Genomic DNA, 24,428 nt, shown 5'->3' with positions numbered 1-24,428 from the left:
AGCTCCCGGAGTTTCCCATGACGGCCCACGCCGACCTTTCGTCGACCCTCCAACTCGCCATCGACCTGATCCGCCGTCCGTCCGTGACGCCGGTCGACGCCGATTGCCAGAAGCAGATGATGCAGCGCCTGGGCGATGCCGGTTTCACCCTTGAGCCGATGCGCATCGAGGATGTGGACAACTTCTGGGCCACCCACGGCAATGACGACGGCCCGGTGCTGTGCTTCGCCGGCCATACCGACGTGGTGCCGACCGGTCCGGTGACCGCCTGGCAGATTGACCCGTTCAACGCCGTCATCGACGAACACGGCATGCTCTGCGGCCGTGGCGCGGCGGACATGAAAGGCAGCCTGGCGTCGATGACCGTGGCCGCCGAGCGCTTCGTCGCCGACTACCCGAATCACAAGGGCAAGGTCGCGTTCCTGATCACCAGCGACGAAGAAGGCCCGGCGCACCACGGCACCAAGGCTGTGGTAGAACGTCTCGTCGCGCGCAAGGAACGTCTGGACTGGTGCATCGTCGGCGAACCGTCGAGCACCACGCTGGTCGGTGATGTAGTGAAAAACGGTCGTCGCGGCTCGTTGGGCGCCAAGCTCACCGTGCGCGGTGTGCAGGGTCACGTGGCCTACCCGCACCTGGCGAAGAACCCGATCCACCTCGCCGCCCCGGCGCTGGCCGAACTGGCCGCCGAGCACTGGGACCACGGCAACGATTTCTTCCCGCCGACCAGTTTCCAGATTTCCAACCTCAACTCGGGCACCGGCGCGACCAACGTGATCCCGGGTGATCTGGTGGCGGTGTTCAACTTCCGCTTCTCCACCGAATCCACCGTCGAAGGCCTGCAGAAACGCGTGGCCGACATCCTCGACAAACACGGTCTGGACTGGCACATCGACTGGGCGCTGTCCGGCCTGCCGTTCCTCACCGAGCCGGGCGCGCTGCTCGACGCGGTGTCGTCGAGCATCAAGGACATCACCGGCCGCGAGACCAAGGCGTCGACCAGCGGCGGTACATCCGACGGTCGTTTCATCGCGACCATGGGCACCCAAGTGGTTGAGCTGGGCCCGGTCAACGCGACCATTCACCAGGTCAACGAGCGTGTGCTGGCGGCCGATCTCGACGTGCTGACCGAGATCTACTACCAGACCCTGATCAAGTTGCTCGCCTGATGCTCGCGTGCCCGATCTGCAGTGAACCGCTCAATGCGGTGGACAACGGCGTGGTCTGCCCCGCCGGCCACCGCTTCGACCGTGCGCGTCAGGGTTACCTGAACCTGTTGCCGGTACAGCACAAGAACAGCCGTGATCCTGGCGACAATCAGGCGATGGTCGAGGCACGCCGCGACTTCTTGAACGCCGGGCATTACGCGCCGGTGGCCAAGCGTCTGGCCGAGCTGGCGGCGAGTTATGTGCCGGCACGCTGGGTCGATATCGGTTGCGGCGAGGGTTACTACACCGCACAAATCGCCGAAGCTTTGCCGGATGCCGATGGCTACGCGCTGGACATCTCCCGCGAGGCGGTGAAACGCGCGTGCAAGCGCAACCCGGCGCTTACCTGGTTGATCGCCAGCATGGCCCGCGTGCCGTTGGCGTCGGGCAGTTGCCAGTTTCTTGCCAGCGTGTTCAGTCCGCTGGACTGGGAGGAAGCCAAGCGCCTGCTCAGCGTCGGCGGCGGCCTGATGAAGGTCGGCCCGACCAGCGGCCACTTGATGGAACTGCGCGAACGCCTGTACGACGAAGTGCGCGAGTACACCGACGACAAGCATCTGGCATTAGTGCCCGAAGGCATGGCGCTGGCGCACAGCGAAACCCTGGAATTCCAACTGACGCTGGACAAGCCCGAGGATCGCGCCAACCTGTTGGCGATGACACCCCACGGCTGGCGCGCCAGTGCCGAACGCCGCGCCGCAGTGATCGAACAGCCCGAGCCGTTCGTGACCACCGTGTCGATGCGCTACGATTATTTCGTTCTTCAATAATTTTTGGTCTCGGGCAAGTGCCCGGGGCCGGCTAAATCCGCGAATGGATTTTTCAGAACCGCAGTGAGGACATCCATGCGCCAACCGGATATTGAGATTTACCTGAAAGACGCCGACGTCGACCACAAGGCGATTTCCGCCTGGCTCGGTGAGGCTCTGGGCCCGTGCAGCGACTGGGTACAGAAAGGCCAGACCTACAAGTGCAAGGCCGGCAACATCCCGGTGACCTGGCTGCCGAAAGCCGTGGGCAAGTGGAACAGCCTGTACCTGGAAAGCGATGCGACCCCATGGGACGACGACATCGCCTGCGCCCGCGCCGCCTTTGCCGCGCTGAACGTCGAAGTGCGTTGCGCGCCGGGCACCTGGGTCGAGGAAGAAGGTGAGGAAACGGCGGATCGCTGGATTCGCATCAGCGCCGATGGTGAAGAAGAGATCACCTGGAAAACCGCTTAAACGAAGATCCCATGTAGGAGTGAGCCTGCTCCGGGCGGCGTTCCGACGATTGCGGTGCATCAGTCAACATTGATATCGACTGGTGCTACGCAATCGCGAGCAGGCTCACTCCTACAATGGTTTTTGGCGTTCTGAAGGTTTGCGCTACAGACCTACCACATCCTCAGCCTGCAACCCCTTCTCGCCAGTCACCACCGCATATTCAACCTGCTGACCTTCAGTCAGCGAGCGATGCCCTTCGCCGCGGATCGCGCGGTAGTGCACGAACACGTCCACCCCGTCGTCGCGCTGGATGAAGCCATAGCCCTTGGCGTCGTTGAACCACTTCACATTGCCGGTTTCACGTGTTGCCATCTGTTCATACTCCTTTTTTATTATTGAACAGGCTTTTCGCAGGAAAGCCTTTGCGGAACGTCAGCCTGCGCCCGACGTCCATAAAGGGCCCCGGCGACAGATTGCCGAGTATATGACAGGCGCAAAAACTCTCAACAGGAGATTACTTCGCCGCTTTTTTGCCGATTTTCGATGAATCCGGCAAACTGTCCGCCCCCGAGCATCTGCTCGGTTTTATCAACTCACGCAGAAGCCGTATGACCCGTTCCCCGTTCCGCCGTCTAGTGTTTGGCACCTTGCGCCGACTGTTGTACCTCTGGGTTCGCTCGGAGACGATCAACCAGTCGTCGTTCACCCTCAACCTCGACCGCAGTCGTCCGGTGTTCTACGTCCTGCAAAACCCTTCGCTCACCGATCTGGCGGTGGTCGACACCGAGTGCACCAAGGCCGGCCTGCCGCGCCCGGTGCTGCCGGTGTCCGTCGGGCCGTTGATCGAACCAGCCGCGTTTTTCTATCTGACGCCGGATCCGGACTGGCTCGGCCGGCAGGACAAGCGCGGCGCACCGCCGACCCTGACCCGTCTGGTCAGCGCCCTGACCCAGAACGCCGCCGAAGACGCGCAGATCATTCCGGTCAGCGTGTTCTGGGGCCAGTCGCCGGACAGCGAAAACAGTCCGTGGAAGCTGCTGTTCGCCGACAGCTGGGCGGTCACCGGGCGTCTGCGTCGCCTGCTGAGCATCATCGTCCTCGGGCGCAAGACCCGCGTGCAGTTCTCGGCGCCGATCCACCTGCGCGAACTAATCGAGCACAACAAGGGCCACGAACGCACCGTGCGCATGGCCCAGCGCATCCTGCGCGTGCACTTCCGCAATCTGAAAGCCGCCGTGATCGGCCCGGACATTTCCCACCGCCGTAACTTGGTCAAGGGCTTGCTCAACCAGCCCTTGGTCAAGCAAGCGATCCTCGACGAAGCCGAACGCGAGAACATCTCCCCGGAAAAAGCCAAGGCCCAGGCCCTGCGCTACGGTAACGAGATCGCCTCGGACTACACCTACACCGCGATCCGTTTCCTCGAAGTGGTGCTGAGCTGGTTCTGGAACAAGATCTACGACGGGATCAAGGTCAACCACATCGAAGGCGTGCAGAAGGTCGCCCAGGGTCACGAAGTGATCTACGTGCCGTGCCACCGCAGCCACATCGACTACCTGCTGCTGTCGTACTTGCTGTTTCGCAACGGCCTGACCCCGCCGCACATCGCCGCCGGGATCAACCTGAACATGCCGGTGATCGGCAGCCTGCTGCGCCGTGGCGGCGCGTTCTTCATGCGCCGCACGTTCAAGGGCAATCCGCTGTACACCTCGGTGTTCAACGAATACCTGCACACCCTGTTCACCAAAGGTTTCCCGGTCGAATACTTCGTCGAGGGCGGCCGCTCGCGCACCGGGCGCATGCTGCAACCGAAAACCGGGATGCTCGCGATCACGATGCGCAGCTTCCTGCGTTCATCGCGGATGCCGATCGTCTTCGTGCCGGTGTACATCGGTTACGAGCGCGTGCTGGAAGGTCGCACCTACCTCGGCGAACTGCGCGGTGCAAGCAAGAAGAAAGAGTCGATCTTCGACATCTTCAAAGTCATCGGCGCGCTCAAGCAGCGCTTCGGTCAGGTCGCGGTGAACTTCGGCGAGCCGATCAAACTGGCGGAATTTCTCGACAGCGAACAGCCAGACTGGCGCCAACAGGAACTCGGCCCGCAATACAAACCGGCGTGGCTCAACGAGACCACCAACCGACTCGGCGAAAAAGTCGCGCAGCACTTGAACGAAGCCGCGGCGATCAACCCGGTCAATCTGGTGGCGCTGGCGCTGCTCTCGACCACCCGCCTGGCACTGGACGATCGGGCCATGGCGCGGGTGCTGGATCTGTATCTGGCGCTGTTGCGCAAAGTCCCGTACTCGCCGCACACCACGTTGCCCGAAGGCGATGGTCGGGCGCTGATCGAGCATGTGAAGGACATGGATCTGCTGTCCGAGCAGAACGATGCGCTGGGCAAGATTCTTTATCTGGACGAGCAGAACGCCGTCCTGATGACCTACTACCGCAACAACGTGCTGCACATCTTCGCCCTGCCGGCGCTGCTGGCGAGCTTCTTCCAGAGCACCTCGCGCATGAGTCGCGAGCAGATCCTGCGCTACACCCGCGCGCTGTATCCGTACCTGCAGGCGGAGCTGTTCATTCGCTGGTCGCTGGACGAACTGGACGGCGTGGTCGACCAATGGCTGGAAGCGTTTGTCGAGCAAGGCCTGCTGCGTTTCGAGAAGGACGTGTATATGCGTCCGGCGCCAAGCTCGCGGCACTTTGTGTTGCTGACCCTGCTGTCGAAAAGCATCGCGCAAACCTTGCAGCGTTTCTACATGACCGTGTCCCTGCTGCTCAACAGCGGCCAGCACAGCATCAGCGCCGAAGAACTGGAAGACCTGTGCACGGTCATGGCCCAGCGCCTGTCGATCCTCCACGGTTTGAACGCCCCGGAGTTCTTCGACAAGAGCCTGTTCCGCCACTTCATCCAGACGATGCTCGATCTGGACGTGCTGCGCCGCGACGAAGCCGGCAAGTTGAGCTATCACGAACTGCTCGGCGAACTGGCCGAAGGCGCAGCCAAACGCGTGTTGCCGGCGGAGATTCGTCTGTCGATTCGTCAGGTGGCCTTGCATCGCAGTGAAGATGCCGCCGAAACAGCAGATACGCCACAAGTCTGAAACTTGCTGACAACTAACGGGCGCACACTTCAATGGCCCCGTTAGTTGATTCATGGATTAATAGGCTCAATCCACCAATCACGATACGGATATCGAGATGAGCCTGTTAATCGAAGAAACTTCTGCAGTAATCCTGGACTTCCGTCTACCACCCGAATTCCGCGCACCTGCCGATGGCGTTAATGAAACCATTGTCAGCGTCAAAGTATTCAATTCCCAATCGCCTATTAACATCAAGGACTGGCACCGTGCTTCGATCTACGACGCCGGCTGGAAATTTGACTTCCCTCATCACTACGGCGATGTAGGGGTCAGGTACCAAGTCAATGTCCAGATCCTTCATGACCAAATACCCTTGCTGATCGAGCAGGACTACTTTGTTACTGTCAACAACACTCCCCACCGTCAGACCTTGCACCTGAGCCCGATCGGGCTTCTGTATGTCGAAGCTCAAGAGGCAGAGGTTGTTGCGCCAGAAGAAGCGGTCACCATCAGTCTGCATGAAGCAGAGTCTCCCGACGTTGAGCTGGTCAGTGTCAAACAGGACGAACAATCAGTCTCCGGGTTTTATCTGAAATATGATCCTGACCGCGTTGTACCCGGTAAGCGCTATGCACTGACAGGTATTGAAAACCGCTACCATCAACGTCTCAAGATTTCGCCTGAACAAGTAGAGCTGGTTCCCGCGGTGCCCAATACAAGCGCGCTGTCGTTTAAAAAATTAATGCAGTGGCTGGAAAAGCCCTTACGTTTGTTCACTGACGCTGGCGCCAAAATCCGCTAGATTTGCTTCGGCGCCGGGATTCTTCCGGCGCAAAAGTCTCAGAGGTCCCGATGAAAAAACTCACCCTTCTCGCCGCAGCCACCCTGTTGAGCGCCTGCCAGTCGACCACCCCCGCCGGCAAAGTCGGCCTCGATGGCGAAGTGTTCTACCTGCAACGCATCGCCCTGCCACCGAGCGCGACTTTGAGCGTGAGCCTGCAGGACGTGTCGCTGGCCGACGCCCCGGCGGTGGTCCTCGACGAACAGAAAGGCCCGGTCAAAGGTCAGGTGCCGCTGCCGTTCCACTTGAGTTACGATCCGGCCCAGGTCAAACCCGGTCACCGCTACTCGGTCAGCGCGCGCATTGAAGTCAACGGCGAGCTGATGTTCATCACCACCGAGAATCACGCCGTGCAACTGGACGGCAACGATCCGCAGCCGCTGAAAATCCGCGTCGACGCGATTCGCTAATTGTCTTTCAAGGAAGCCGCCATGTTCCGCCCTACCCTTCGCCTCGCCGGCCTGTGCGCGGGCCTGATGATCTCTGCCAGCGCTCTGGCATTGTCGCTCAGCGACCTCTCGCAACAAGACGCCACCGGCGGCCTCAAGGACGCCCTGACCCAAGGCGCGCAAATCGCCGTCAAACAACTCGGCACCCCGGGCGGTTTCAGCAACAACCCGGAGGTGAAAATCGAATTGCCGGGCAAACTCGGCAAAGTCGCCGGCAAGATGAAAGCCTTCGGCATGGGCGCCCAGGTCGACGAACTCGAAACCGCGATGAACAAGGCCGCAGAAAGCGCCGTGACCCAGGCCCAGCCGATCCTCGTCGACGCCGTGAAGAAAATGACCGTGGCCGACGCCAAGGGCATCCTCAGCGGCGGCACCGACTCGGCCACCCAATACCTGGACAAGACCAGCCGCGAACAGATCCGCGCCAAGTTCCTGCCCATCGTCAAACAAGCCACTGACAAAGTCGGCGTAGCGCAAAAGTACAACGCCTTCGCCGGCCAGGCCGCGACCCTGGGCGTGGTGGATGCGAAAAGCGCCAACGTCGAAAACTACGTCACCGAACAAGCGCTCAATGGCCTGTTCGAAATGATCGGCAAACAGGAAGAAACCATCCGCAAGAATCCCGCTGCTGCAGCGACGGGTCTGGCGAAGAAGGTGTTCGGCACTTTGTAATTCTTGCCGCTGCACGAAAAAGCCCGCTGAACCGGTAATGGTCAGCGGGCTTTTTGTTGCGTGTCAGCCTTGCGGATCGACTTGATCGAGGACGCGGTTTACCGACAGCTCAGCGAGCGAAATCATCTGCTGAATACCGAGAAGCTGACTGCACGTCGGGCCGCTCAGGGTAAACGCCAACTCACTGGCCATGACATTGGCCGAGGCCAGCGTTTCACAGGCATGGGCCAGCAGGGTTTCGGAATCGACTTCGGGGAGGACAGTGAAGATTGTGCTGGGCTGAGTGGCAGGCTTGGGCTGTTTTTCAGCCTCGGGCAGCAGGTAGTGATCGAGCGCACGCAGGGCTGCGTCGTGGAGCTTGCGCGAATCGAGGAAGGCGTAGGGGGAAACGGGATCGGTTGGCCGCTCGGGGGTGGTTTCGGGTTCGGATTCTGGGGGATTCGGGGTGTGTTTGAACATGGTGGAACTCCTGAAGTAGTGGAGCCGCCACCATTCGCTGCGAAACGAATGTAGGGTGGCAGCTGTACGCAGGTTCGCAGACCGGGACTTCAGGCACCCGGCATACCCGAAGGTATCCCGCGCACAACCGCCATGACACGGGCATAAAAAAGCGCCCGCTTTCGGATGGTGGACGCTGTGCGTCTGAAGTTTAACCGGGCTGCGAAACCCGGTCGCTGATTTTTGCAGCGACAGACTCAGGCTAGAGATCGCGCTTCCGACGGGCAACCTGAAAACCTTGTGGGAAGGTTCTGGTTATCTGGAACATTTTTAAACAGACCAAAGAGGTTGGATGGCTGGGCGGGCCTCTTCGCGAGCAAGCTCGCTCCCACAGTTGGATTGAGTGCAGGCAGTTGGAGATTGGTCGGCTGTCAGGCCGCCATCGCTGGCAAGCCAGCTCCCACAATGGGATTGGCTGCGGTCAGTTGGAGATTGGTCGACTGTCAGGCCGCCATCGCGAGCAGGCTCACTCCTACAGTGGGATTGGGTGCAGGCAGTTGGAGATTGGTCGGCTACTAGGCCGCCATCGCGAGCAGGCTCACTCCTACAGTGAGATTGGGTGCAGGCAGTTGGAGATTGGTCGGCTACTAGGCCGCCATCGCGAGCAGGCTCACTCCTACAGTGGGATTGGGTGCAGGCAGTTGGAGATTGGTCGGCTACTAGGCCGCCATCGCGAGCAGGCTCACTCCTACGGTGGGATTGGGTGAGTCAGTTAGAGCCTGGTCGGCTGTCAGGCCGCCATCGCTGGCAAGCCAGCGTCCACAGAAAAGCAAAGCAGTCCAGACAAACCGCATGCTTTTCACCACTCAAATGGCCGAGTGTCAGCTCGCCGAAAGCTCTTGATCTTGCCGTGCCGGCCCCTTCGGCAGGCTGAGTGGAGGGGTTTATCCGGGGGTGGGAGCGCAGCGACCGTTTGGCGCAGCCAAACACATCGAGAGGAGGTGCAGCGAAGCAAACCGGAGGCGATGCCCCCGGATGAGCCCCGCAACGAAGGAACCCGAGCCTAGGCGAGGGCCGTACGCCGGGGCCAAGACCTTTGCTTCCTTTGGGGCGTTTGCCAAAGGGAGTCGCCGTAAGGGCGAAACCGCCAGTGGCACCACCCGAAGCAACGGATATACACCCAAAACCCCAGGAACCTGGTCGGCCCAAAGGCCGCCAAGTCCAAAAAAGCCTCACCCCTCCCGACGCACCCGGAACCAGGCCGCATACAAAGCAGGCAAAAACAAAAGCGTCAAAGCCGTAGCCACAATCAACCCCCCCATGATCGCCACCGCCATCGGCCCGAAAAACACACTGCGCGACAAAGGAATCATCGCCAGCACCGCCGCCAGCGCCGTCAAGACAATAGGCCGAAACCGCCGCACCGTCGCCTCGATAATCGCCTGCCAAGGCTTAAGACCAGAGGCAATATCCTGCTCGATCTGATCCACCAGAATCACCGAGTTACGCATGATCATCCCCGACAGCGCGATCGTCCCCAGCATCGCCACAAACCCGAACGGCTGGCGGAACACCATCAGAAACAACACCACCCCGATCAACCCCAGCGGCGCCGTCAGAAACACCATCGCCGTGCGCGAGAAACTGCGCAGTTGCACCATCAGCAGCGTCAGCACCACCACGATGAACATCGGCACCCCGGCATTCACCGACTTCTGCCCACGCTCCGAATCCTCTACCGTGCCGCCAACCTCCAGCAGATACCCGTCAGGCAATTCGGCACGGATCGGGTCCAGCGTCGGCTCGATCTGCTTGACCAGCGTGGCCGGCTGCTCCTTGCCATAAATGTCCGCCCGCACTGTCACGGTCGGCAGACGATTACGGTGCCAGATGATCCCTTCCTCAAAGCCGTATTCCAGCGTGGCAATCTGCGACAACGCCACACTGCGACCGTTATCGGTCGGCACCGCCAGACTCGGCAGCAGCGACAACTCAGTGCGTTCATGCACCGTGCCGCGCAGCAGAATCTCGATCAACTCGTTGTCCTCGCGGTACTGGCTGACACTCGAGCCGGTCAGCGAACTCTGGAGGAATTTCGCCAGATTGGCCGTGCTCACACCGAGCGCCCGGGCACGGTCCTGATCGATGTTCAGGTACACCACCTTGCTCGGCTCTTCCCAATCCAGATGCACATTGACCACGTGCGGGTTCTCGCGCACCTTGGCCGCCACTTTGCGCGCCAGCGCACGGACTTCCTCGATGTGTTCACCGGTGACGCGGAACTGCACCGGATAGCCAACCGGCGGACCGTTTTCCAGACGCGTGACCCGCGAACGCAGAGTCGGGAATTGCTCGTTAAGGGTCTCGATCAACCAGGTGCGCAGGGTCTCGCGCTCTTCGATGTTTTTCGCCAATACCACAAACTGGGCGAAGCTCGCCGCCGGCAGTTGTTGATCCAGCGGCAGGTAGAAACGCGGCGAGCCGGTGCCGACATACGCTACGTAGTTATCGATGCCGGCGTGATCCTTGAGCAGCGCTTCCAGGCGTTTGACCTCGGCCGTGGTGTTGGCCAGCGATGCCCCTTCAGCGAGTTTCAGATCGACCATCAACTCCAGTCGATTGGAGGCCGGGAAGAACTGCTGCGGGACGAAACGGAACAGCATCACCGACGCGATGAACAGCCCCACCGTCAGCACGATCACGGTTTTGCGGTGCGCCACGCACCACTCCACCAGACGTCGAACCCGTTGATAGAACGGCGTGCCATAAGGGTCCGCTTGGCCGTCAGTTGTGCCGTGTTTAGCCGCATGAATCTTTGCCAGATCCGGCAGGAGTTTTTCCCCCAGATACGGCACGAACATCACCGCCGCCACCCATGAGGCGAGCAAGGCGATGGTCACTACCTGAAAGATCGAACGGGTGTATTCGCCGGTGCCGGACTGCGCGGTGGCGATCGGCAGGAAGCCGGCAGCGGTGATCAGCGTACCGGTGAGCATCGGGAACGCGGTGCTGGTCCAGGCGTAGCTTGCGGCCTTGATCCGGTCGAAGCCCTGTTCCATTTTGATCGCCATCATTTCCACAGCGATGATCGCGTCGTCCACCAGCAAGCCCAGCGCCAGCACCAGCGCGCCGAGCGAGATCTTGTGCAGACCGATGCCGAGGTAATACATGCAGGCGAAGGTCATCGCCAGCACCAACGGAATGGTCAGCGCGACCACCATGCCGGTGCGCACGCCGAGGGAGAAGAAGCTCACCAGCAACACGATCGCCAGCGCCTCGACCAACACCTGGACGAACTCGCCGACTCCGGTTTTCACCGCCGCCGGTTGGTCGGAAACTTTGCGCAGTTGCATGCCGGCCGGGAGGTTTTTCTGCAGCCGCGAGAATTCGCCCTCCAGCGCTTTACCCAGCACCAGAATGTCGCCACCGTCCTTCATCGCTACGGCGAGGCCAATGGCGTCTTCGCCCATGAAGCGCATGCGCGGCGCCGGTGGATCGTTGAAACCTCGACGCACATCGGCGACATCGGAGATGCGGAACGTCCGGTCACCGACCCGGATCGGGAAGTTCTTGATCTCCTCGACCGTCTGAAAATTCCCTGAAACCCGCAATTGCACGCGCTCGCTGCCGGTCTCGAAGAAGCCGGCGGTGGACACCGCGTTCTGCTCTTGCAGCGCTTGCTGCACGGCCGCCAGCGGCAAACCGAGAGTGGCGAGTTTGACGTTGGACAGTTCGACCCAGATTTTCTCGTCCTGCAAACCGAGCAGATCGACCTTGCCGACATCCTTGACCCGTTGCAGCTGGATCTGGATGCGGTCGGCGTAGTCCTTGAGCACCGCGTAGTCGAAGCCGTCGCCGGTCAGCGCATAGATGTTGCCGAACGTGGTGCCGAATTCATCGTTGAAGAACGGTCCCTGAATATCCGGCGGCAAGGTCTGGCGAATGTCGCTGACCTTCTTGCGCACCTGATACCAGAGGTCAGGGATTTCCTTGGAATGCATCGAATCGCGGGCAATGAAGGTCACCTGCGACTCACCGGGGCGGGAGAACGACACGATGCGTTCGTACTCGCCGGTTTCCATCAGTTTCTTTTCGATGCGTTCGGTGACCTGGCGCGAGACTTCCTGCGCGGTCGCCCCCGGCCAGCGGGTCTGGATGACCATGGCCTTGAAGGTGAACGGCGGGTCTTCGCTCTGGCCGAGTTTGGTGTAGGACAAGGCGCCGACGATGGCCAGCAAAAGCATCAGGAACAGTACGATCTGGCGATTACGCAGCGCCCATTCGGAAAGGTTGAAGCGCATCGGGACTTACTCCTTGTCCGCCAGATTGACCACACGGTTGGAGCGATCCACAGGCCGCACCTGCTGACCTTCGAGCAATACGTGAACCCCGGCGGCGACTACCCAGTCGCTGGCATTCAGGCCTTCGAGCACCGGCACGCTTTTCTCGCCAAACGGGCCGATACGCACTGGAGTCTTTTTCAGGGTGTTGTTGGCGTTGACGACCCAGACGTAGGTCGCGCCGTTTTCTGCGGTCAGCGCCGAGAGCGGTACCGACAGCGGCACGGCATCCGTCGATTGCACGAACACCCGGGCGCTCTGGCCGAGCTCAGCCGGGACTTTGCCGCTGGTGAACGAGATGCGCGCGGCGAAGGTGCGGGATTTCGGATCGGCTGCCGGCGACAGTTCACGAATCTGCCCGGCGAAGCGCTGATTCTGCTGGGTCCACAGTTCAACGGTGACTGGCTGGCCGACCTTGAACCGCCCGAAGCTCTGCTCCGGCAGGCTGATCGACACTTCGCGCTCGCCATCGGTGGCAAGCGTGAACACGGTTTGCCCGGCGGCAACCACTTGCCCGACTTCCACCGAACGCTTGGCCACCACGCCGTCCTGCGGCGCACGCAACACGGCGTAACTGGCCTGGTTGGTCGAGACGTTGAATTCGGCCTTGATCTGCTTGAGGCGGGCTTCGCCGGAGCGGTAGAGGTTTTCCGCGTTGTCGTAGGCGGAACGACTGACCATCTGCCGATCCATCAGCGTCTTGTAGCGGTCACGCTCGGCGCGCACCAGATTGAGATTGGCTTCGGCGGCGGCGACCTGTGCGCGGGTGGCTTCCAGTTGCAGGCGCACATCCTGCGGATCGAGTTCGGCCAATGGTTGATCAGCCTTCACGCGCTGGCCTTCCTCGACCAGTCGTCGGCTGACTTTGCCGCCAATGCGGAACGCCAGATCGGGTTCGTAGCGGGCACGAACTTCGCCCGGATAACTTTCCATCGCCTGCGCCGAAGGCTCTGGCTGCACCACCATGGCCGGTCGAACGCTGACTTGCGTCGCCTCTTCCTGACCGCATGCGGACAATAAAACAGCCAGGCTGACTGGCACGGCAAACGACAACGCATGGCGGAACATGGTGACGGACCTTTCGCTAATGGTGCTTGGAATATTTATACTGGCCGGTATGGTATTAATAGCAAACTCACCAGTCCAGTATTAAAAGCGAAGAATGTCGAACAATCTTTCAGCTCCAAACGGCCCGGGCCGTCCGAAGGATCCGGCCAAGCGCCGGGCAATCCTCGACGCGGCGAAAACCCTGTTTCTGAGTCACGGCTACGCCAACACCAGCATGGACGCGGTCGCCGCCGAGGCTGGCGTGTCGAAACTGACGGTTTACAGCCACTTCAACGACAAGGAGACGCTGTTCTCCTCCGCGGTGATGGCCAAATGCGAGGAGCAGTTACCACCGCTGTTCTTCGAATTGCCCGCCGGAATCCCCGTGGAAAATGTGTTGCTGAACATTGCCCGAGGCTTTCATCAACTGATCAACAGCGACGAGTCGGTGAATCTGCATCGCTTGATGATGGCGCTGGGCACCCAGGATCCGAAGCTGTCACAGATTTTCTTCGAGGCCGGCCCCGAGCGCATGGTGCAAGGCATGGAGCGGCTGCTGAAACGCATCGACGAGACCGGCGCGCTGAGCATCGACCTGCCGCGTAATGCGGCCGAGCATTTCTTCTGCCTGCTCAAGGGCGCGGGGAATTTTCGTTTGCTGTATTGCTGCGGTGAGCCGCTGAGCGAAGAGGCTTCCGAGAGTCATGTGCAGGAGGTGGTAGGGTTGTTCATGCGGGCGTATCGGCCCTGATTTTTTAGCGCCTGTTCTGACGTCATCGCTGGCAAGCCAGCTCCCACAGGGATCGTGCTGAACACAAATTGTGCGAACGACACAAAAACTTGTGGGAGCTGGCTTGCCAGCGATTGAGGCGACGCGGTCTCAGCCCTTGAGCGCTTTCTTCGGGTAGATGTCATATCGACTGGATTTACCATCCAGCGCATGACTCGGCTTCGGCCCCTCGATGCACGGCGCCTTGCGCGGGCGCTTGACCACCACCCGGTGCGTCGCCAATGCCAGCGCCGCCTCCAGCAATGCCGGTGCATCCGGATCATCCCCGACCAGCGGCCGGAACAGGCGCATTTCCTTCTTCACCAGCGCGGTTTTCTCGCGATGCGGGAACATCGGGTCGAGGTAGATCACCTGCGGCGGCTCGCCCTCCCAGTTGCGCATGACTTCGATCGAGTTGCCCTTGAGCAACTTCATCCGCGCGACAATCGGCGCCACGTCGAAATCTTCCGCCGCCCGCGCCAGACCATCCTCCAGCAGCGCCCCGATCAGCGGCTGGCGCTCGATCAGGCTCATCTCGCAGCCCAGACTGGCCAGCACGAACGCGTCCTTGCCCAGCCCCGCCGTGGCGTCCAGCACTCGCGGGCGCACGCCTTGAGCGATGCCGACCGCCTTGGCGATCATCTGCCCGCTGCCGCCGCCGTACAGACGCCGGTGCGCCGCGCCACCCTCGACAAAGTCCACCCGCACCGGCCCCGGTGCATCCGGACCGAGCTGCTGCAGCTGCAGACCCTGCTCGCCGACCTGCAAGGCAAACTCGCCGTCGTCCACCTGCAGCGGCAGGCCCAGACGCTTGGCCCACTGCTCGGCCTGCGCTTCAAACGTCGGGCCGAGGGCCTGGACATGGATGCGGCAGGCCGCGGGTTGCTCAATCATGAAAACACGCTCAAAAAAGTTAAGGATCGGCAAAAAGTGGCCGATAAACCAATCAACGCGCATTTTGCCAGAGCTGAGCGTCAACCGAAAAAAATGTCAGGCATTCTTCCCACATCGATTGGCTACATTTCGCCCAAGGGCGACTTCAGCCGTCATAACACTCAAGCATTGGGCGGCGTCAGTCACCTGTGGCAGGATTTCTTTGCCCAGGCGATGGCCGAACAGACGAGTGATGTGGTGCCGGCCTGTGGCACCTTTCCACCGGTTGACCTGAACAGCCCGGAAGAACCGACCCTGGGCAGCGAGTTGCACGCGCACATCGTCGAGCAGCGTCAGTGCGATGTGGTCGAGACCGAAGTGCGCCCGCCGGAGCCGCTGTTCCTGCCGATCGCCGAGTTCGAAACCGATCTGCTGGACAAGCCGTTCCCGCCGTTCCCGCCAGAAGAACTCAAGGCTCAGCAAGAGCAGCAGGATTTCGACAGCAGCTGGGTCCGGCCGATCGTGATCAACAATGGTCAGCCGGTGCCAGAGCCCGGCCCGGCACCGCAGAAGAAGCCGTTGTATCTGCCGATTGCCGAATTCGATCTCGACCTGCTGCAAAAACCTTATCCGCCGTTCCCGCCGGAAGAAATCGTCGAGCAGCAGAAGGCACTGGACTTCGACAACGGCTGGGCGCGCCCGATCGTCCTGCAGAACCTGCGCCTCGCCGCCTGACACCTCAGCGACACACGCTCCAGCGTCCGACATCGACATGAAAGTGATTGCGATGCGCGGCGTTGTAATCCGGGCTCAACACCACACTGAACGCCTCGCAGGCGCCATCGCGCACCTGCCGCAGAAACTGCGCGTCCTGATTTTGCTTCGGCCAGTCCTTGAGCACGCTGATGCTGCGTCCGTCCGCCAGACGGAAGCCGGCGATGTCCAGCGCATCGGCACTGGCGTGGCGGCTGAGCGCCCCGCTCTCGCGGTTATAGACATTGCGACAGGCGAAGCTGCCGAGGTGATCAAGCCGCGCGACCCTCTGCCCGTAAGCAGACTGTGCGGCGGGTTGCAGGGTATGCCGTTCAAACATCGCGTAAGCCACCGCCAGCGGACAACTGGCGAGGAAGCTGCTGCTCAGCGCCACCTCACCGCCCTGCACGCGCACGGCGCCGATCAGCGGGCACTTGGCGTCGGGGCTGTCGGCTTGCGCTGTGACGCGCAGACCCGAGCTGCTCAGGACTTGTGCGCACAATTCGGGATTGCCGCGCAGGCGCATCAGTTTGAAACCGGTCAGCCAGTTGGGCGCGGCCTTCACGTCCAGCGGCGCCCACGGGTTCCACTCGGCCGGGACATCGAGCCAGCCGCGCCAGACGCCGACCACGGCGCCCGCAATCATCAACAGTAGCGACAGCGCAATCCAGCGACCCATGCTCAGCCTTTGAAAAACTGATTGGCCTTGGCGTACGGCATCGATTGCGACGTGAAACCGAAGGTGCCGCGCTGCCGGATTTCTTCAGCCGCGCGGTAAAACTCGCCGTACGCCGCCAGCGCCAGGGCCGAACCGGTACTGATGCGCCGCACCCCCATCTCTTCGAGCTGCTGCACCGTCAGTTTCAAACCGCCGGACATCAGCACGTTGACCGGTTTCGGCGCTACCGCGCGCACCACCGCCAGCACTTCTTCGGCATTGCGCAAACCCGGCGCATACAACACGTCGGCACCCGCCTCGGCAAAGGCTTGCAGGCGGCGGATGGTGTCGTTGAGATCCGGATTGCCGTGCAGATAGTTTTCCGCGCGGGCGGTCAGGGTAAAGGGAAATGGCAGCGTGCGCACCGCAGCGACAGCAGCTTCGATGCGCGCCACGGCGTGTTCAAAGCAGTAGATCGGTGCGTCGGCACGGCCCGTGGCGTCTTCGATCGAACCGCCCACCGCGCCCGCCTCGGCGGCACGCAGCAAGCTTTTGGCGCACTCGGCCGGGTCATCGGCAAAACCGTTTTCCAGGTCCACCGCCACCGGCAGATCGGTCGCCGCGACAATCGCCCGGACGTTGTCCAGAGTCTCATCGAGGCTCAAGGCGCCGTCGGCCTTGCCTTGGGAAAACGCATAACCGGCACTGGTGGTCGCCAGCGCCTGATAGCCCAGACTGGCGAGCATCTTCGCCGAGCCTGCATCCCATGGATTGGGAATCACGAAAATCCCCGCACGCTCATGCAGGGCCTTGAAGGCCTGGGCTTTGCGGGCTTGTTCTTGAAGGGCGTGGGCGTCCATCGGCAGGCTCCTGGGCAGGGAAAAAACCGCCTCAGAGCAAGCCGAGTTGCTCGGCGGCGGGTTCTCTGTATAGCTCAGGCAGGGATGGCAGGCCAGGCAAACGTTGCATCAATTGTGCGTGAAAACGTTGCGCCAGCTTCGCCGCCAGGATGTTGTCGGCGGTGTGCAGGAAGATGTACGGCGTGCGGCCCTCTTCGATCCACTCGGCGATTTTCGCCACCCACGGCACCAGGAACGGATCATTGGCTTCCAGCTGCGGGTGGCCAATGAAGCGCACCTGCGGGAACTGGGTGAACGCCGCCGGACGGGTCGGCACTCGGGGCTTTTTCGATTGCGCGTGGATCACCGAAGACTCGGTCGACAGGCAACTGAACAGCGCCCGTGGATCGAGGCAGATGCGCTCCACACCACGGTCCAGCAGCAGGCGATTGAGCAGACGTTCGCTTTCGCCCTTGGCGAAGAACTGCTCGTGGCGCACTTCCACCGCCAGAGGCCGGTCCAGCGCGTCGATGAACGCAGTCAGCTCCGGCAGTCGATGCGGGGTGAAGCTTTTCGAAAGCTGCAGCCACAGCGGCGTAACGCGTTCGCCGAGCGGGCTGAGAAGATTTACGAAGGTTTCGGCGGCGGTCAGTTGATCGCGCAGGTCACCGCTGTGGCTGATGTCGCCGGGAAACTTGGCGGTGAAGCGAAAGTGTTCGGGCATGGTCTCGGCCCAACGCTGCACGGTGGCCGGAGACGGGCTGGCGTAGAAGGTCGTGTTGCCTTCCACGGCGTTGAACACTTGAGAGTAGAGACTGAGGAAGTCGGAGGTCTTGGCATCTTCGGGGTACAGATAATCGCGCCAGGCGTTTTCGCTCCAGGACGGACAACCGAGGTAGTAAGGCAGATCCATCAGATGTACAGGTCGAGGCCCAGCACATCCGCATCCCAATCGACAAAACCGGCGGTGCTCAGGTAGCTGGCCAGGGCCATCGCTACGCTTTTGCTCATGGCGCGGTGATAAATCATGTCTTGCTGACGGGCGGGCAGATTGGCCAGGCGTTGTGCGGAGGCTTTGGCAGCGCGGGCGGCCAGTTGCTCTTCAGTCGGAAATTCCAGCTCGCCGTCGATATCGTCGACGGATTCATCCAGCGCCACATTGCCTTTGCGAGGCTTGCGCTTGATGGGGTAGGACTGAGAGGAAAGGCCGTCTATACGCATAATTTCATGCTCGGTATCGATGATGGCAATTTAGCGGCACTTGACCGACTTAGCAAACCGCCGAGTGATAACTAGAACACATAAAGCGCAAAAGGTTTAAAGCGCGGGGTTGGAAACTGACGATTGGCAGAATTTGGAATAAGCCACTGAATTCTGCGTGAGTGCTTTTGTGGCGAGGGAGCTTGCTCCCGCTGGGCTGCGAAGCGGCCCCACTGGATTATCAGATAAATCGCGGTCGCAAGTTTTGCGACTGCTCCGCAGCCGAGCGGGAGCAAGCTCCCTCGCCACAATAGCCCCCGCCGCTTTGAATGATCAGCGAGCCTTCGGGGTGGCGACTTTGTCGCGCAGGTAAACCGGTTGCGCATCATCGGCCGGGATCGACTCGCCGCGTTCCCAGGCAAACCGCGCCAGGGTCAGCAGGTCTTCGGCGTGAGGCAACATGCCGGCGTCGGAGCCGGTGAGGTTGACCGCGATCCGCTCGCCATAGCCCCAACCGGTGCCCGCACCGAACCACTCGCCGCTGGCATCATCCGGCAACGCCGCGACCTCCGGCGGCAGTACCGCCTCGACGCCGACCAGACGCATTTCGCCCGCGGTCTCGTGGTAGCAGCCCCAATACACCTCATCCATTCGCGCATCGATGGCCGCCGCGACCTGGCTCACGCCGTGTTCGCGATACGCACGTTGCGCCAGGACGGCGAGGTTGGACACCGGCAGCACCGGACGATCCAGCGCGAACGCCAGCCCCTGCACCACGCCAATCGCAATCCGCACACCGGTAAACGCACCCGGCCCACGACCGAAAGCGATCGCGTCCACCGCTTGCAACGTGGTGCCGGCATCGGCCAGCAGCTGCTGGATCATCGGCAGCAGCTTCTGCGCGTGCAGACGCGGGATCACCTCGTAATGGCTCGTGACCTTGCCGTCATGCAGCAAGGCAACGGAGCAAGCTTCGGTCGCGGTGTCCAGGGCCAGCAAGGTGCTCATCGATGTATCCAAAACAGGTGGGGGAAAAAGTGCGTCAGTATAAACAACTACGGCCCGCAAGCGGGCCGTGGATGATGCAGCCGATCAGCTTTTTCAGCTCAGCGCTTCGAGCACCTTGGCGGTGATCGCTTCAACCGAACCTACGCCCGGAATGTGGCTGTACTTCGGCTTGCCGTTGGCGGCGGAAAGCTTCTGGTAGAAGTCCACCAGCGGCTTGGTCTGTGAATGGTAGACCGACAGGCGATGACGCACGGTTTCTTCGGTGTCGTCCTTGCGCTGCACCAGATCGTCGCCGGTAACGTCGTCTTTGCCAGCCACTTTCGGCGGGTTGTAGACGATGTGGTAAACGCGGCCACTGGCCTCGTGAACGCGACGACCGGCGATACGCTGCACGATTTCTTCGTCTTCAACAGCGATTTCAACCACGGCGTCCAGCTCGACACCGGCAGTTACCAGCGCTTCGGCCTGTGGAATGGTGCGCGGGAAACCGTCGAACAGAAAGCCGTTGGCGCAGTCTGGTTGAGCGATGCGATCCTGCACCAGCGCGATGATCAGGTCATCCGACACCAGGCCGCCGGCATCCATGATGCTCTTGGCTTGAATGCCCAGCGGAGTGCCGGCCTTGACCGCAGCACGCAGCATGTCGCCAGTGGAGATTTGCGGAATGCCGAATTTCTCGGTGATGAACTTAGCCTGAGTACCTTTACCGGCCCCGGGAGCTCCCAGCAGAATGACGCGCATCGATGTGCTCCTCAATTTTTTATATAGAAAACAACGGGATTCGCCTCTTTGGGCCAATCTTAAAAAACGGGTCGTGGCCGCACAAACGGCCAAAGGCTGATCAAGATACACAGCAGGCTGCGCCCACACAAGACGCCAAAAGTCGGAGAAACCGGCGTCTGCCGTGACCTTGAGACACGGTAACCCAAGTCGCAACCCCATCACTAACTGTCGCCTGCCCGCACTTTCTCCCTGTGTACAAAGCGACACCCGGCCTGTGCACCGGGTGCCTGATGCCAGCGCAGAAACCTTAGCCGGTATTGCGCAACCCGGCGGCAATCCCCGCCACAGACACCAGCAGCGCCTGCTCCACCGGGCTGCCCTGCTCGACATTTTGCTGCCGTGATCGGGCCAACAGCTCGGCCTGCAATAGATGTAGCGGATCAAGATAGGTGTTGCGCAGACGGATGAATTCCAGGGTGTCTGGGCTATGTGCCAGCAGCTGCGACTGCCCGGTCAGACCAAGCACCACCGCACACGCCTGCGACAATAGGTCGCGTAACTGCGCGCCCAACGGCAGCAAGTCCGGCTCGACCAGACGCTGGTCGTACGACAGCGCGATATCGGCGTCGGCCTTGGCCAGGACCATTTCCAGCATGTCGATACGGGTGCGGAAAAATGGCCATTGCTCGCGCATCTGCCCGAGCAATTCGCCTTCGCCGCGCTCCAGCGCCTTGCTCAACGCGCTTTCCCAGCCGAGCCAGGCCGGTAGCATCAGACGAGTCTGGGTCCAGCCGAAGATCCACGGAATCGCCCGCAGGCTCTCGATCCCACCGGCACGGCGCTTGGCCGGACGGCTGCCAAGGGGCAAGCGCCCCAGCTCCTGCTCCGGTGTCGACTGGCGGAAATACTCGACGAACTGCGGATTTTCACGCACCACGGCGCGGTACGCGGCGACGCCATCAGCCGCCAGTTCATCCATCAGGTGCCGCCATTCCGGCGTCGGCGGTGGTGGTGGCAGTAACGTCGCTTCGAGTACGGCAGCCAGATACAGATTGAGGTTCTGCTCGGCGATGTCCGGCAGGCCGAATTTGAATCGAATCATTTCACCCTGTTCGGTGGTACGGAAACGCCCCGCCACCGACCCCGGCGGCTGCGACAGAATCGCCGCGTGTGCCGGACCGCCGCCGCGACCCACGGTGCCACCGCGACCGTGGAACAACAGCAGTTCGACTTGCTGCTCGCGGCAGATCTCCACCAGCCGCTCCTGCGCGCGGTATTGCGCCCAAGCGGCGGCGGTGGTGCCGGCGTCCTTGGCCGAGTCGGAGTAACCGATCATCACTTCCTGCGGGCCTTGCAGCCTGGCGCGGTAGCCCGGCAACAGCAACAGCCGCTCCATCACTGGCCCGGCGTTGTCGAGGTCAGCGAGGGTTTCGAACAGCGGCACCACGCGCATTGGCCGCAGTACGCCGGACTCTTTGAGCAGCAGTTGCACCGCCAGCACGTCGGAGGCGGCGCCCGCCATCGAGATCACGTAAGAACCCAGCGAGGCGCCCGGTGCGGCAGCGATTTCCTTGCAGGTGGCGAGCACTTCCGCAGTGTCGGCGGACGGTTTGAAATGCGCCGGGAGCAAGGGCCGACGATTGCTCAACTCTCGGGTGAGGAAGCTGATGCGCTGCTCTTCGTCCCAGTCTTCGTAGCGACCGAGGCCGAGGTAGTCGGTGATTTCGGTCATCGCAGAGCTATGCCGCGTCGAATCCTGACGCACATCGAGGCGCACCAGGAACAGGCCGAAGGTCACCGCCCGGCGCAGGCAATCGAGCAACGGCCCATCGGCGATCACGCCCATGCCGCATTCGTGCAGCGAGTTGAAACACAGCTCCAGCGGATCGAGCAGATCGCGGTTGTTGTGCAACACGTCGGCTGGCGGTGGCGTTGTCGCGCTGAGCGACGCATGCGCCCAGTTGCGCGTGGCGCGCAGGCGTTCGCGCAATTGCTTGAGCACCGCCCGGTAAGGTTCGGCACTGTCACCGGCCTTGGCCTTGAGCGCATCGCTGGCCTGCTGCATCGACAGCTCGGCCGCCAGGTGATCGACATCGCGCAGATACAGGTCGGCGGCCATCCAGCGCGCCAGCAACAGCACTTCGCGGGTTACCGCCGCCGTGACATTCGGGTTGCCGTCACGGTCGCCGCCCATCCACGAAGCAAAGCGGATCGGCGCCGCCTCCAGTGGCAAACGCAGGCCAGTGGCGGCAAACAACGCCTGATCGGCCTTGCGCATATGGTTGGGAATCGCCTGCCACAGCGAATGTTCGATCACCGCAAAGCCCCATTTCGCTTCGTCGACCGGGGTCGGCCGGGTGCGGCGGATTTCTTCGGTGTGCCAGGCTTCGGCAATCAGCCGTTGCAGGGTGTTCTGGATCTGTTCGCGTTCGGCGCTGGTCAGATCGCGATGATCCTGCGCGGCCAGTTGCGCAGCGATCGCGTCGTACTTCTGGATCAAGGTGCGCCGCGCCACCTCGGTCGGGTGCGCGGTCAGCACCAGTTCGATTTCCAGGCGCGCCAGTTGCCGGGCCAGGGATTCGGCGCTGTGACCTTCGTTACGCAGGCGGGCGAGCAGTTCCGGCAGCACGCGGGACTCGAACGGCGCCGGTTGCGACTCTTCGCGGCGATGAATCAATTGATACTGCTCGGCGATGTTCGCCAGGTTGAGGAACTGGTTGAACGCCCGCGCCACCGGCAGCAGTTCGTCTTCGCTCAACTGATTGAGGCTGGCGCTGAGTTCGGCGTCCATCGAGCCACGGCGGTCGGCCTTGGCCCCCTTGCGAATCTGCTCGATCTTGTCGAGAAATTCCTCGCCGTATTGATCTCGAATGGTGTTGCCCAACAGCTCACCGAGCAGGTGAACGTCCTCGCGCAAGCGTGCATCAATATCGGTCATCAGCAGTTCTCCAGCGTTAATCGGGACGGCGCAGAAACGAATGCTTTGCCCAGAGAGTGCCGCTCTGTGGCGCTTCTTACAAGCAGACGACGAAGGGACTTTAAACCTTGCGGCCTGAAGCTAGTCTCAACAGTAAGCCGTACAACGGCTTGCCGCCGGCCCCGCCGGACATTCACCAGATCCTGCCATGAGCAGGTGTGACATGAGGTCATCATGAAAATCCGTGAACTCGCCCAGCATTGGGAAGAAAACGCCAAGGGTCGCCTGACCGACACTGGCTACACGATCCATCTGGACGTCGAGGCCGCTGCGCGACTGGCGGCGATTGCCGAGATGTACCCCAAGCGCCACCCCGAAGAACTGCTTGGCGAACTGATCGGCGCCGCGCTCGAAGAGTTCGAGGCGAGCCTGCCGTATGTGAAAGGTTCGACGGTGGTGGCGACTGATGAAGAAGGCGATCCGCTGTATGAAGATGTCGGCCCGACGCCGCGTTTTCTGGCGCTGTCGCGCCGGCATCTGCAGGATTTATCCGCCGCTGTCGGCAAGCAAAAGCACTGACACAACAAAGATCAACCTGTGGGAGCGAGCTTGCTCGCGAATGCGCTATTTCAGCCGACATTGAAGCGACTGATTCACCGCATTCGCGAGCAAGCTCGCTCCCACATTGACTGTATTGAACTTCAAAAATCGTACACTTCTACCCCGCGCGTACCTCTCCCCGCCTCCAAAGTTCCCGGTTTAGAGCCTTGTCGGTTTGGTCAAAAAAAATTTTGGCGATAGGCCATCTTTTCTGAACTTTTGAAAAACGCCTCCGGTCGGAAGCTGTAACCACGCCTGGAACGAGCGTTTCAAAAACGCGCTTTTACACGACGCTTGCGGCTCCTCGACCAGGATGGATTTTCGGTTTTATCAGGAGTTAAACAATGGAGTTGAAGACCATGAAGACCCAAACCTCGTTCTCCCACCTGCGCGGTCTGAAACTGGCTGCTCTGGCTATCGGTACCAGCTTCGTTCTGGCCGGTTGCGCCGGTAACCCGCCGACCGAGCAGTACGCCGTGACTCAATCGGCCGTCAACAGCGCCGTCAGCGCCGGTGGTACCGAGTTCGCCGCAGTGGAAATGAAGCAGGCTCAGGACAAGCTCAAGCAAGCCGAAATCGCCATGCACGACAAGAAGTATGAACAGGCTCGCACCCTCGCCGAACAAGCCGAATGGGACGCTCGCGTAGCAGAACGCAAGGCTCAGGCTGCCAAGGCCGAACAGGCTGTGAAGGATTCCCAGAAAGGTGTTCAGGAACTGCGTCAGGAAAGTCAGCGCACCGTGCAGTAAGCGCGCATCCCGAATCGCAAAGCTGAAACTTTTATCGATAGAAAGGACGA

The 24,428-nt window shown here is 61.3% G+C and carries 23 protein-coding genes; 11 read left to right on the top strand and 12 right to left on the bottom strand.

Annotation, left to right across the window (positions count from 1 at the left end; genetic code table 11):
* The first annotated feature begins 17 nt into the window (after window positions 1-17).
* The 3 genes from dapE (at window position 18) to ACIP8I_RS19075 (ending at window position 2,431) form a co-directional block, all read left to right on the top strand.
* A complete protein-coding gene (gene dapE / locus ACIP8I_RS19085) occupies window positions 18-1,169 on the top strand; it encodes a succinyl-diaminopimelate desuccinylase (protein ID WP_400763021.1) in 1,152 nt (383 codons plus the stop codon).
* A complete protein-coding gene (locus ACIP8I_RS19080; protein WP_400763019.1) occupies window positions 1,169-1,978 on the top strand; it encodes a putative RNA methyltransferase in 810 nt (269 codons plus the stop codon). Before dapE ends, ACIP8I_RS19080 begins: the two co-directional genes overlap by 1 nt.
* A gap of 75 nt (window positions 1,979-2,053) precedes the next feature.
* On the top strand, window positions 2,054-2,431 hold the full coding sequence (locus ACIP8I_RS19075; protein WP_007964251.1) for a hypothetical protein: 378 nt from the start codon (window positions 2,054-2,056) through the stop codon (window positions 2,429-2,431).
* Between the two features lie 144 nt (window positions 2,432-2,575).
* Here the strand turns inward: ACIP8I_RS19075 and ACIP8I_RS19070 are convergent, their stop codons facing one another.
* Window positions 2,576-2,785: a cold-shock protein gene (locus tag ACIP8I_RS19070; protein WP_003222087.1), complete on the bottom strand. Its 210-nt coding sequence runs from the start codon at window positions 2,783-2,785 to the stop codon at window positions 2,576-2,578.
* 236 nt (window positions 2,786-3,021) lie between these two features.
* Between ACIP8I_RS19070 and plsB the strand changes: the two genes are divergently transcribed.
* The 4 genes from plsB (at window position 3,022) to ACIP8I_RS19050 (ending at window position 7,464) form a co-directional block, all read left to right on the top strand.
* The gene (gene plsB / locus ACIP8I_RS19065) at window positions 3,022-5,520 is read left to right on the top strand and encodes a glycerol-3-phosphate 1-O-acyltransferase PlsB (RefSeq protein WP_400763016.1); all 2,499 of its coding nucleotides are present in this window, start codon (window positions 3,022-3,024) and stop codon (window positions 5,518-5,520) included.
* 97 nt (window positions 5,521-5,617) lie between these two features.
* A complete protein-coding gene (locus tag ACIP8I_RS19060; RefSeq protein ID WP_400763014.1) occupies window positions 5,618-6,304 on the top strand; it encodes a hypothetical protein in 687 nt (228 codons plus the stop codon).
* A 50-nt stretch (window positions 6,305-6,354) separates the two neighbouring features.
* The gene (locus ACIP8I_RS19055) at window positions 6,355-6,753 is read left to right on the top strand and encodes a YbaY family lipoprotein (protein WP_003222082.1); all 399 of its coding nucleotides are present in this window, start codon (window positions 6,355-6,357) and stop codon (window positions 6,751-6,753) included.
* 21 nt (window positions 6,754-6,774) lie between these two features.
* Entirely contained in the window at window positions 6,775-7,464 is a 690-nt protein-coding gene (locus ACIP8I_RS19050) for a DUF4197 domain-containing protein (RefSeq protein ID WP_367083327.1), read from the top strand.
* Between the two features lie 63 nt (window positions 7,465-7,527).
* Here the strand turns inward: ACIP8I_RS19050 and ACIP8I_RS19045 are convergent, their stop codons facing one another.
* The 3 genes from ACIP8I_RS19045 to ACIP8I_RS19035 form a co-directional block, all read right to left on the bottom strand.
* Complete coding sequence (locus ACIP8I_RS19045; protein ID WP_400763012.1) at window positions 7,528-7,923, bottom strand: DUF6124 family protein; 396 nt, start codon at window positions 7,921-7,923, stop codon at window positions 7,528-7,530.
* A 1,211-nt stretch (window positions 7,924-9,134) separates the two neighbouring features.
* Window positions 9,135-12,203 carry an efflux RND transporter permease subunit gene (locus tag ACIP8I_RS19040; protein WP_400763010.1) on the bottom strand — a complete coding sequence of 1,023 codons (3,069 nt, stop codon included), beginning with the start codon at window positions 12,201-12,203 and terminating at the stop codon, window positions 9,135-9,137.
* Between the two features lie 6 nt (window positions 12,204-12,209).
* Window positions 12,210-13,310, bottom strand: coding sequence for an efflux RND transporter periplasmic adaptor subunit (locus tag ACIP8I_RS19035; RefSeq protein WP_400763008.1), 1,101 nt, complete (start codon window positions 13,308-13,310; stop codon window positions 12,210-12,212).
* A 94-nt stretch (window positions 13,311-13,404) separates the two neighbouring features.
* Here ACIP8I_RS19035 and ACIP8I_RS19030 point away from each other — a divergent pair, with 94 nt between their 5' ends.
* Window positions 13,405-14,040 carry a TetR/AcrR family transcriptional regulator gene (locus ACIP8I_RS19030; protein WP_007964234.1) on the top strand — a complete coding sequence of 212 codons (636 nt, stop codon included), beginning with the start codon at window positions 13,405-13,407 and terminating at the stop codon, window positions 14,038-14,040.
* Between the two features lie 129 nt (window positions 14,041-14,169).
* Here ACIP8I_RS19030 and ACIP8I_RS19025 read toward each other — a convergent pair whose 3' ends face one another.
* Window positions 14,170-14,952: a class I SAM-dependent methyltransferase gene (locus tag ACIP8I_RS19025; protein ID WP_400763006.1), complete on the bottom strand. Its 783-nt coding sequence runs from the start codon at window positions 14,950-14,952 to the stop codon at window positions 14,170-14,172.
* Between the two features lie 93 nt (window positions 14,953-15,045).
* On the opposite strand from ACIP8I_RS19025, the gene ACIP8I_RS19020 reads away from it, so the two are divergent.
* On the top strand, window positions 15,046-15,666 hold the full coding sequence (locus ACIP8I_RS19020) for a hypothetical protein (RefSeq protein ID WP_041063310.1): 621 nt from the start codon (window positions 15,046-15,048) through the stop codon (window positions 15,664-15,666).
* 4 nt (window positions 15,667-15,670) lie between these two features.
* Here the strand turns inward: ACIP8I_RS19020 and ACIP8I_RS19015 are convergent, their stop codons facing one another.
* From ACIP8I_RS19015 to ppc, 7 genes are all read right to left on the bottom strand, one after another.
* A complete protein-coding gene (locus tag ACIP8I_RS19015) occupies window positions 15,671-16,363 on the bottom strand; it encodes an extensin family protein (RefSeq protein ID WP_400763004.1) in 693 nt (230 codons plus the stop codon).
* A gap of 2 nt (window positions 16,364-16,365) precedes the next feature.
* Window positions 16,366-17,202: an oxaloacetate decarboxylase gene (locus ACIP8I_RS19010; RefSeq protein WP_400763002.1), complete on the bottom strand. Its 837-nt coding sequence runs from the start codon at window positions 17,200-17,202 to the stop codon at window positions 16,366-16,368.
* A gap of 31 nt (window positions 17,203-17,233) precedes the next feature.
* Complete coding sequence (locus ACIP8I_RS19005) at window positions 17,234-18,094, bottom strand: DUF72 domain-containing protein (protein ID WP_400763000.1); 861 nt, start codon at window positions 18,092-18,094, stop codon at window positions 17,234-17,236.
* A complete protein-coding gene (locus ACIP8I_RS19000; RefSeq protein ID WP_003222071.1) occupies window positions 18,094-18,402 on the bottom strand; it encodes a hypothetical protein in 309 nt (102 codons plus the stop codon). The genes ACIP8I_RS19005 and ACIP8I_RS19000 overlap by 1 nt, the downstream gene beginning before the upstream one ends.
* A gap of 312 nt (window positions 18,403-18,714) precedes the next feature.
* Window positions 18,715-19,389, bottom strand: coding sequence for a tRNA (adenosine(37)-N6)-threonylcarbamoyltransferase complex dimerization subunit type 1 TsaB (tsaB, locus tag ACIP8I_RS18995; protein ID WP_400762998.1), 675 nt, complete (start codon window positions 19,387-19,389; stop codon window positions 18,715-18,717).
* Between the two features lie 93 nt (window positions 19,390-19,482).
* Window positions 19,483-20,130, bottom strand: coding sequence for an adenylate kinase (adk, locus tag ACIP8I_RS18990; protein WP_258678598.1), 648 nt, complete (start codon window positions 20,128-20,130; stop codon window positions 19,483-19,485).
* Between the two features lie 289 nt (window positions 20,131-20,419).
* On the bottom strand, window positions 20,420-23,050 hold the full coding sequence (gene ppc / locus ACIP8I_RS18985; protein ID WP_400762996.1) for a phosphoenolpyruvate carboxylase: 2,631 nt from the start codon (window positions 23,048-23,050) through the stop codon (window positions 20,420-20,422).
* Window positions 23,051-23,263: 213 nt separating this feature from the next.
* On the opposite strand from ppc, the gene ACIP8I_RS18980 reads away from it, so the two are divergent.
* Window positions 23,264-23,608 (top strand): pilin assembly protein, encoded by a 345-nt coding sequence (locus tag ACIP8I_RS18980; protein ID WP_400762994.1) that lies wholly within the window; start codon window positions 23,264-23,266, stop codon window positions 23,606-23,608.
* Window positions 23,609-23,973: 365 nt separating this feature from the next.
* The gene (locus ACIP8I_RS18975) at window positions 23,974-24,378 is read left to right on the top strand and encodes a DUF4398 domain-containing protein (RefSeq protein WP_007964219.1); all 405 of its coding nucleotides are present in this window, start codon (window positions 23,974-23,976) and stop codon (window positions 24,376-24,378) included.
* Window positions 24,379-24,428: the final 50 nt, after the last annotated feature.

Source organism: Pseudomonas sp. NPDC088414 (assembly GCF_044753325.1).
Taxonomy (GTDB): domain Bacteria; phylum Pseudomonadota; class Gammaproteobacteria; order Pseudomonadales; family Pseudomonadaceae; genus Aquipseudomonas.
The sequence above is the reverse complement of the archived record's forward strand: the minus strand, read 5'-3'. Positions and strand labels throughout refer to the sequence as shown.

Coding starts and splice junctions, on each gene's coding strand:
- adk (WP_258678598.1), bottom strand. CDS start 20,130: ATGCGCGTCATTCTGCTGGGAGCTCCCGGGGCCGGTAAAGGTACTCAG.
- ACIP8I_RS19040 (WP_400763010.1), bottom strand. CDS start 12,203: ATGCGCTTCAACCTTTCCGAATGGGCGCTGCGTAATCGCCAGATCGTA.
- ACIP8I_RS19015 (WP_400763004.1), bottom strand. CDS start 16,363: ATGGGTCGCTGGATTGCGCTGTCGCTACTGTTGATGATTGCGGGCGCC.
- dapE (WP_400763021.1), top strand. CDS start 18: ATGACGGCCCACGCCGACCTTTCGTCGACCCTCCAACTCGCCATCGAC.
- ACIP8I_RS19025 (WP_400763006.1), bottom strand. CDS start 14,952: ATGATTGAGCAACCCGCGGCCTGCCGCATCCATGTCCAGGCCCTCGGC.
- plsB (WP_400763016.1), top strand. CDS start 3,022: ATGACCCGTTCCCCGTTCCGCCGTCTAGTGTTTGGCACCTTGCGCCGA.
- ACIP8I_RS19020 (WP_041063310.1), top strand. CDS start 15,046: ATGTCAGGCATTCTTCCCACATCGATTGGCTACATTTCGCCCAAGGGC.
- ACIP8I_RS18975 (WP_007964219.1), top strand. CDS start 23,974: ATGGAGTTGAAGACCATGAAGACCCAAACCTCGTTCTCCCACCTGCGC.
- ACIP8I_RS19010 (WP_400763002.1), bottom strand. CDS start 17,202: ATGGACGCCCACGCCCTTCAAGAACAAGCCCGCAAAGCCCAGGCCTTC.
- ppc (WP_400762996.1), bottom strand. CDS start 23,050: ATGACCGATATTGATGCACGCTTGCGCGAGGACGTTCACCTGCTCGGT.
- ACIP8I_RS19005 (WP_400763000.1), bottom strand. CDS start 18,094: ATGGATCTGCCTTACTACCTCGGTTGTCCGTCCTGGAGCGAAAACGCC.
- ACIP8I_RS18980 (WP_400762994.1), top strand. CDS start 23,264: ATGAAAATCCGTGAACTCGCCCAGCATTGGGAAGAAAACGCCAAGGGT.
- ACIP8I_RS19060 (WP_400763014.1), top strand. CDS start 5,618: ATGAGCCTGTTAATCGAAGAAACTTCTGCAGTAATCCTGGACTTCCGT.
- ACIP8I_RS19080 (WP_400763019.1), top strand. CDS start 1,169: ATGCTCGCGTGCCCGATCTGCAGTGAACCGCTCAATGCGGTGGACAAC.
- ACIP8I_RS19050 (WP_367083327.1), top strand. CDS start 6,775: ATGTTCCGCCCTACCCTTCGCCTCGCCGGCCTGTGCGCGGGCCTGATG.
- ACIP8I_RS19000 (WP_003222071.1), bottom strand. CDS start 18,402: ATGCGTATAGACGGCCTTTCCTCTCAGTCCTACCCCATCAAGCGCAAG.
- ACIP8I_RS19055 (WP_003222082.1), top strand. CDS start 6,355: ATGAAAAAACTCACCCTTCTCGCCGCAGCCACCCTGTTGAGCGCCTGC.
- ACIP8I_RS19075 (WP_007964251.1), top strand. CDS start 2,054: ATGCGCCAACCGGATATTGAGATTTACCTGAAAGACGCCGACGTCGAC.
- ACIP8I_RS19045 (WP_400763012.1), bottom strand. CDS start 7,923: ATGTTCAAACACACCCCGAATCCCCCAGAATCCGAACCCGAAACCACC.
- tsaB (WP_400762998.1), bottom strand. CDS start 19,389: ATGAGCACCTTGCTGGCCCTGGACACCGCGACCGAAGCTTGCTCCGTT.
- ACIP8I_RS19070 (WP_003222087.1), bottom strand. CDS start 2,785: ATGGCAACACGTGAAACCGGCAATGTGAAGTGGTTCAACGACGCCAAG.
- ACIP8I_RS19030 (WP_007964234.1), top strand. CDS start 13,405: ATGTCGAACAATCTTTCAGCTCCAAACGGCCCGGGCCGTCCGAAGGAT.
- ACIP8I_RS19035 (WP_400763008.1), bottom strand. CDS start 13,310: ATGTTCCGCCATGCGTTGTCGTTTGCCGTGCCAGTCAGCCTGGCTGTT.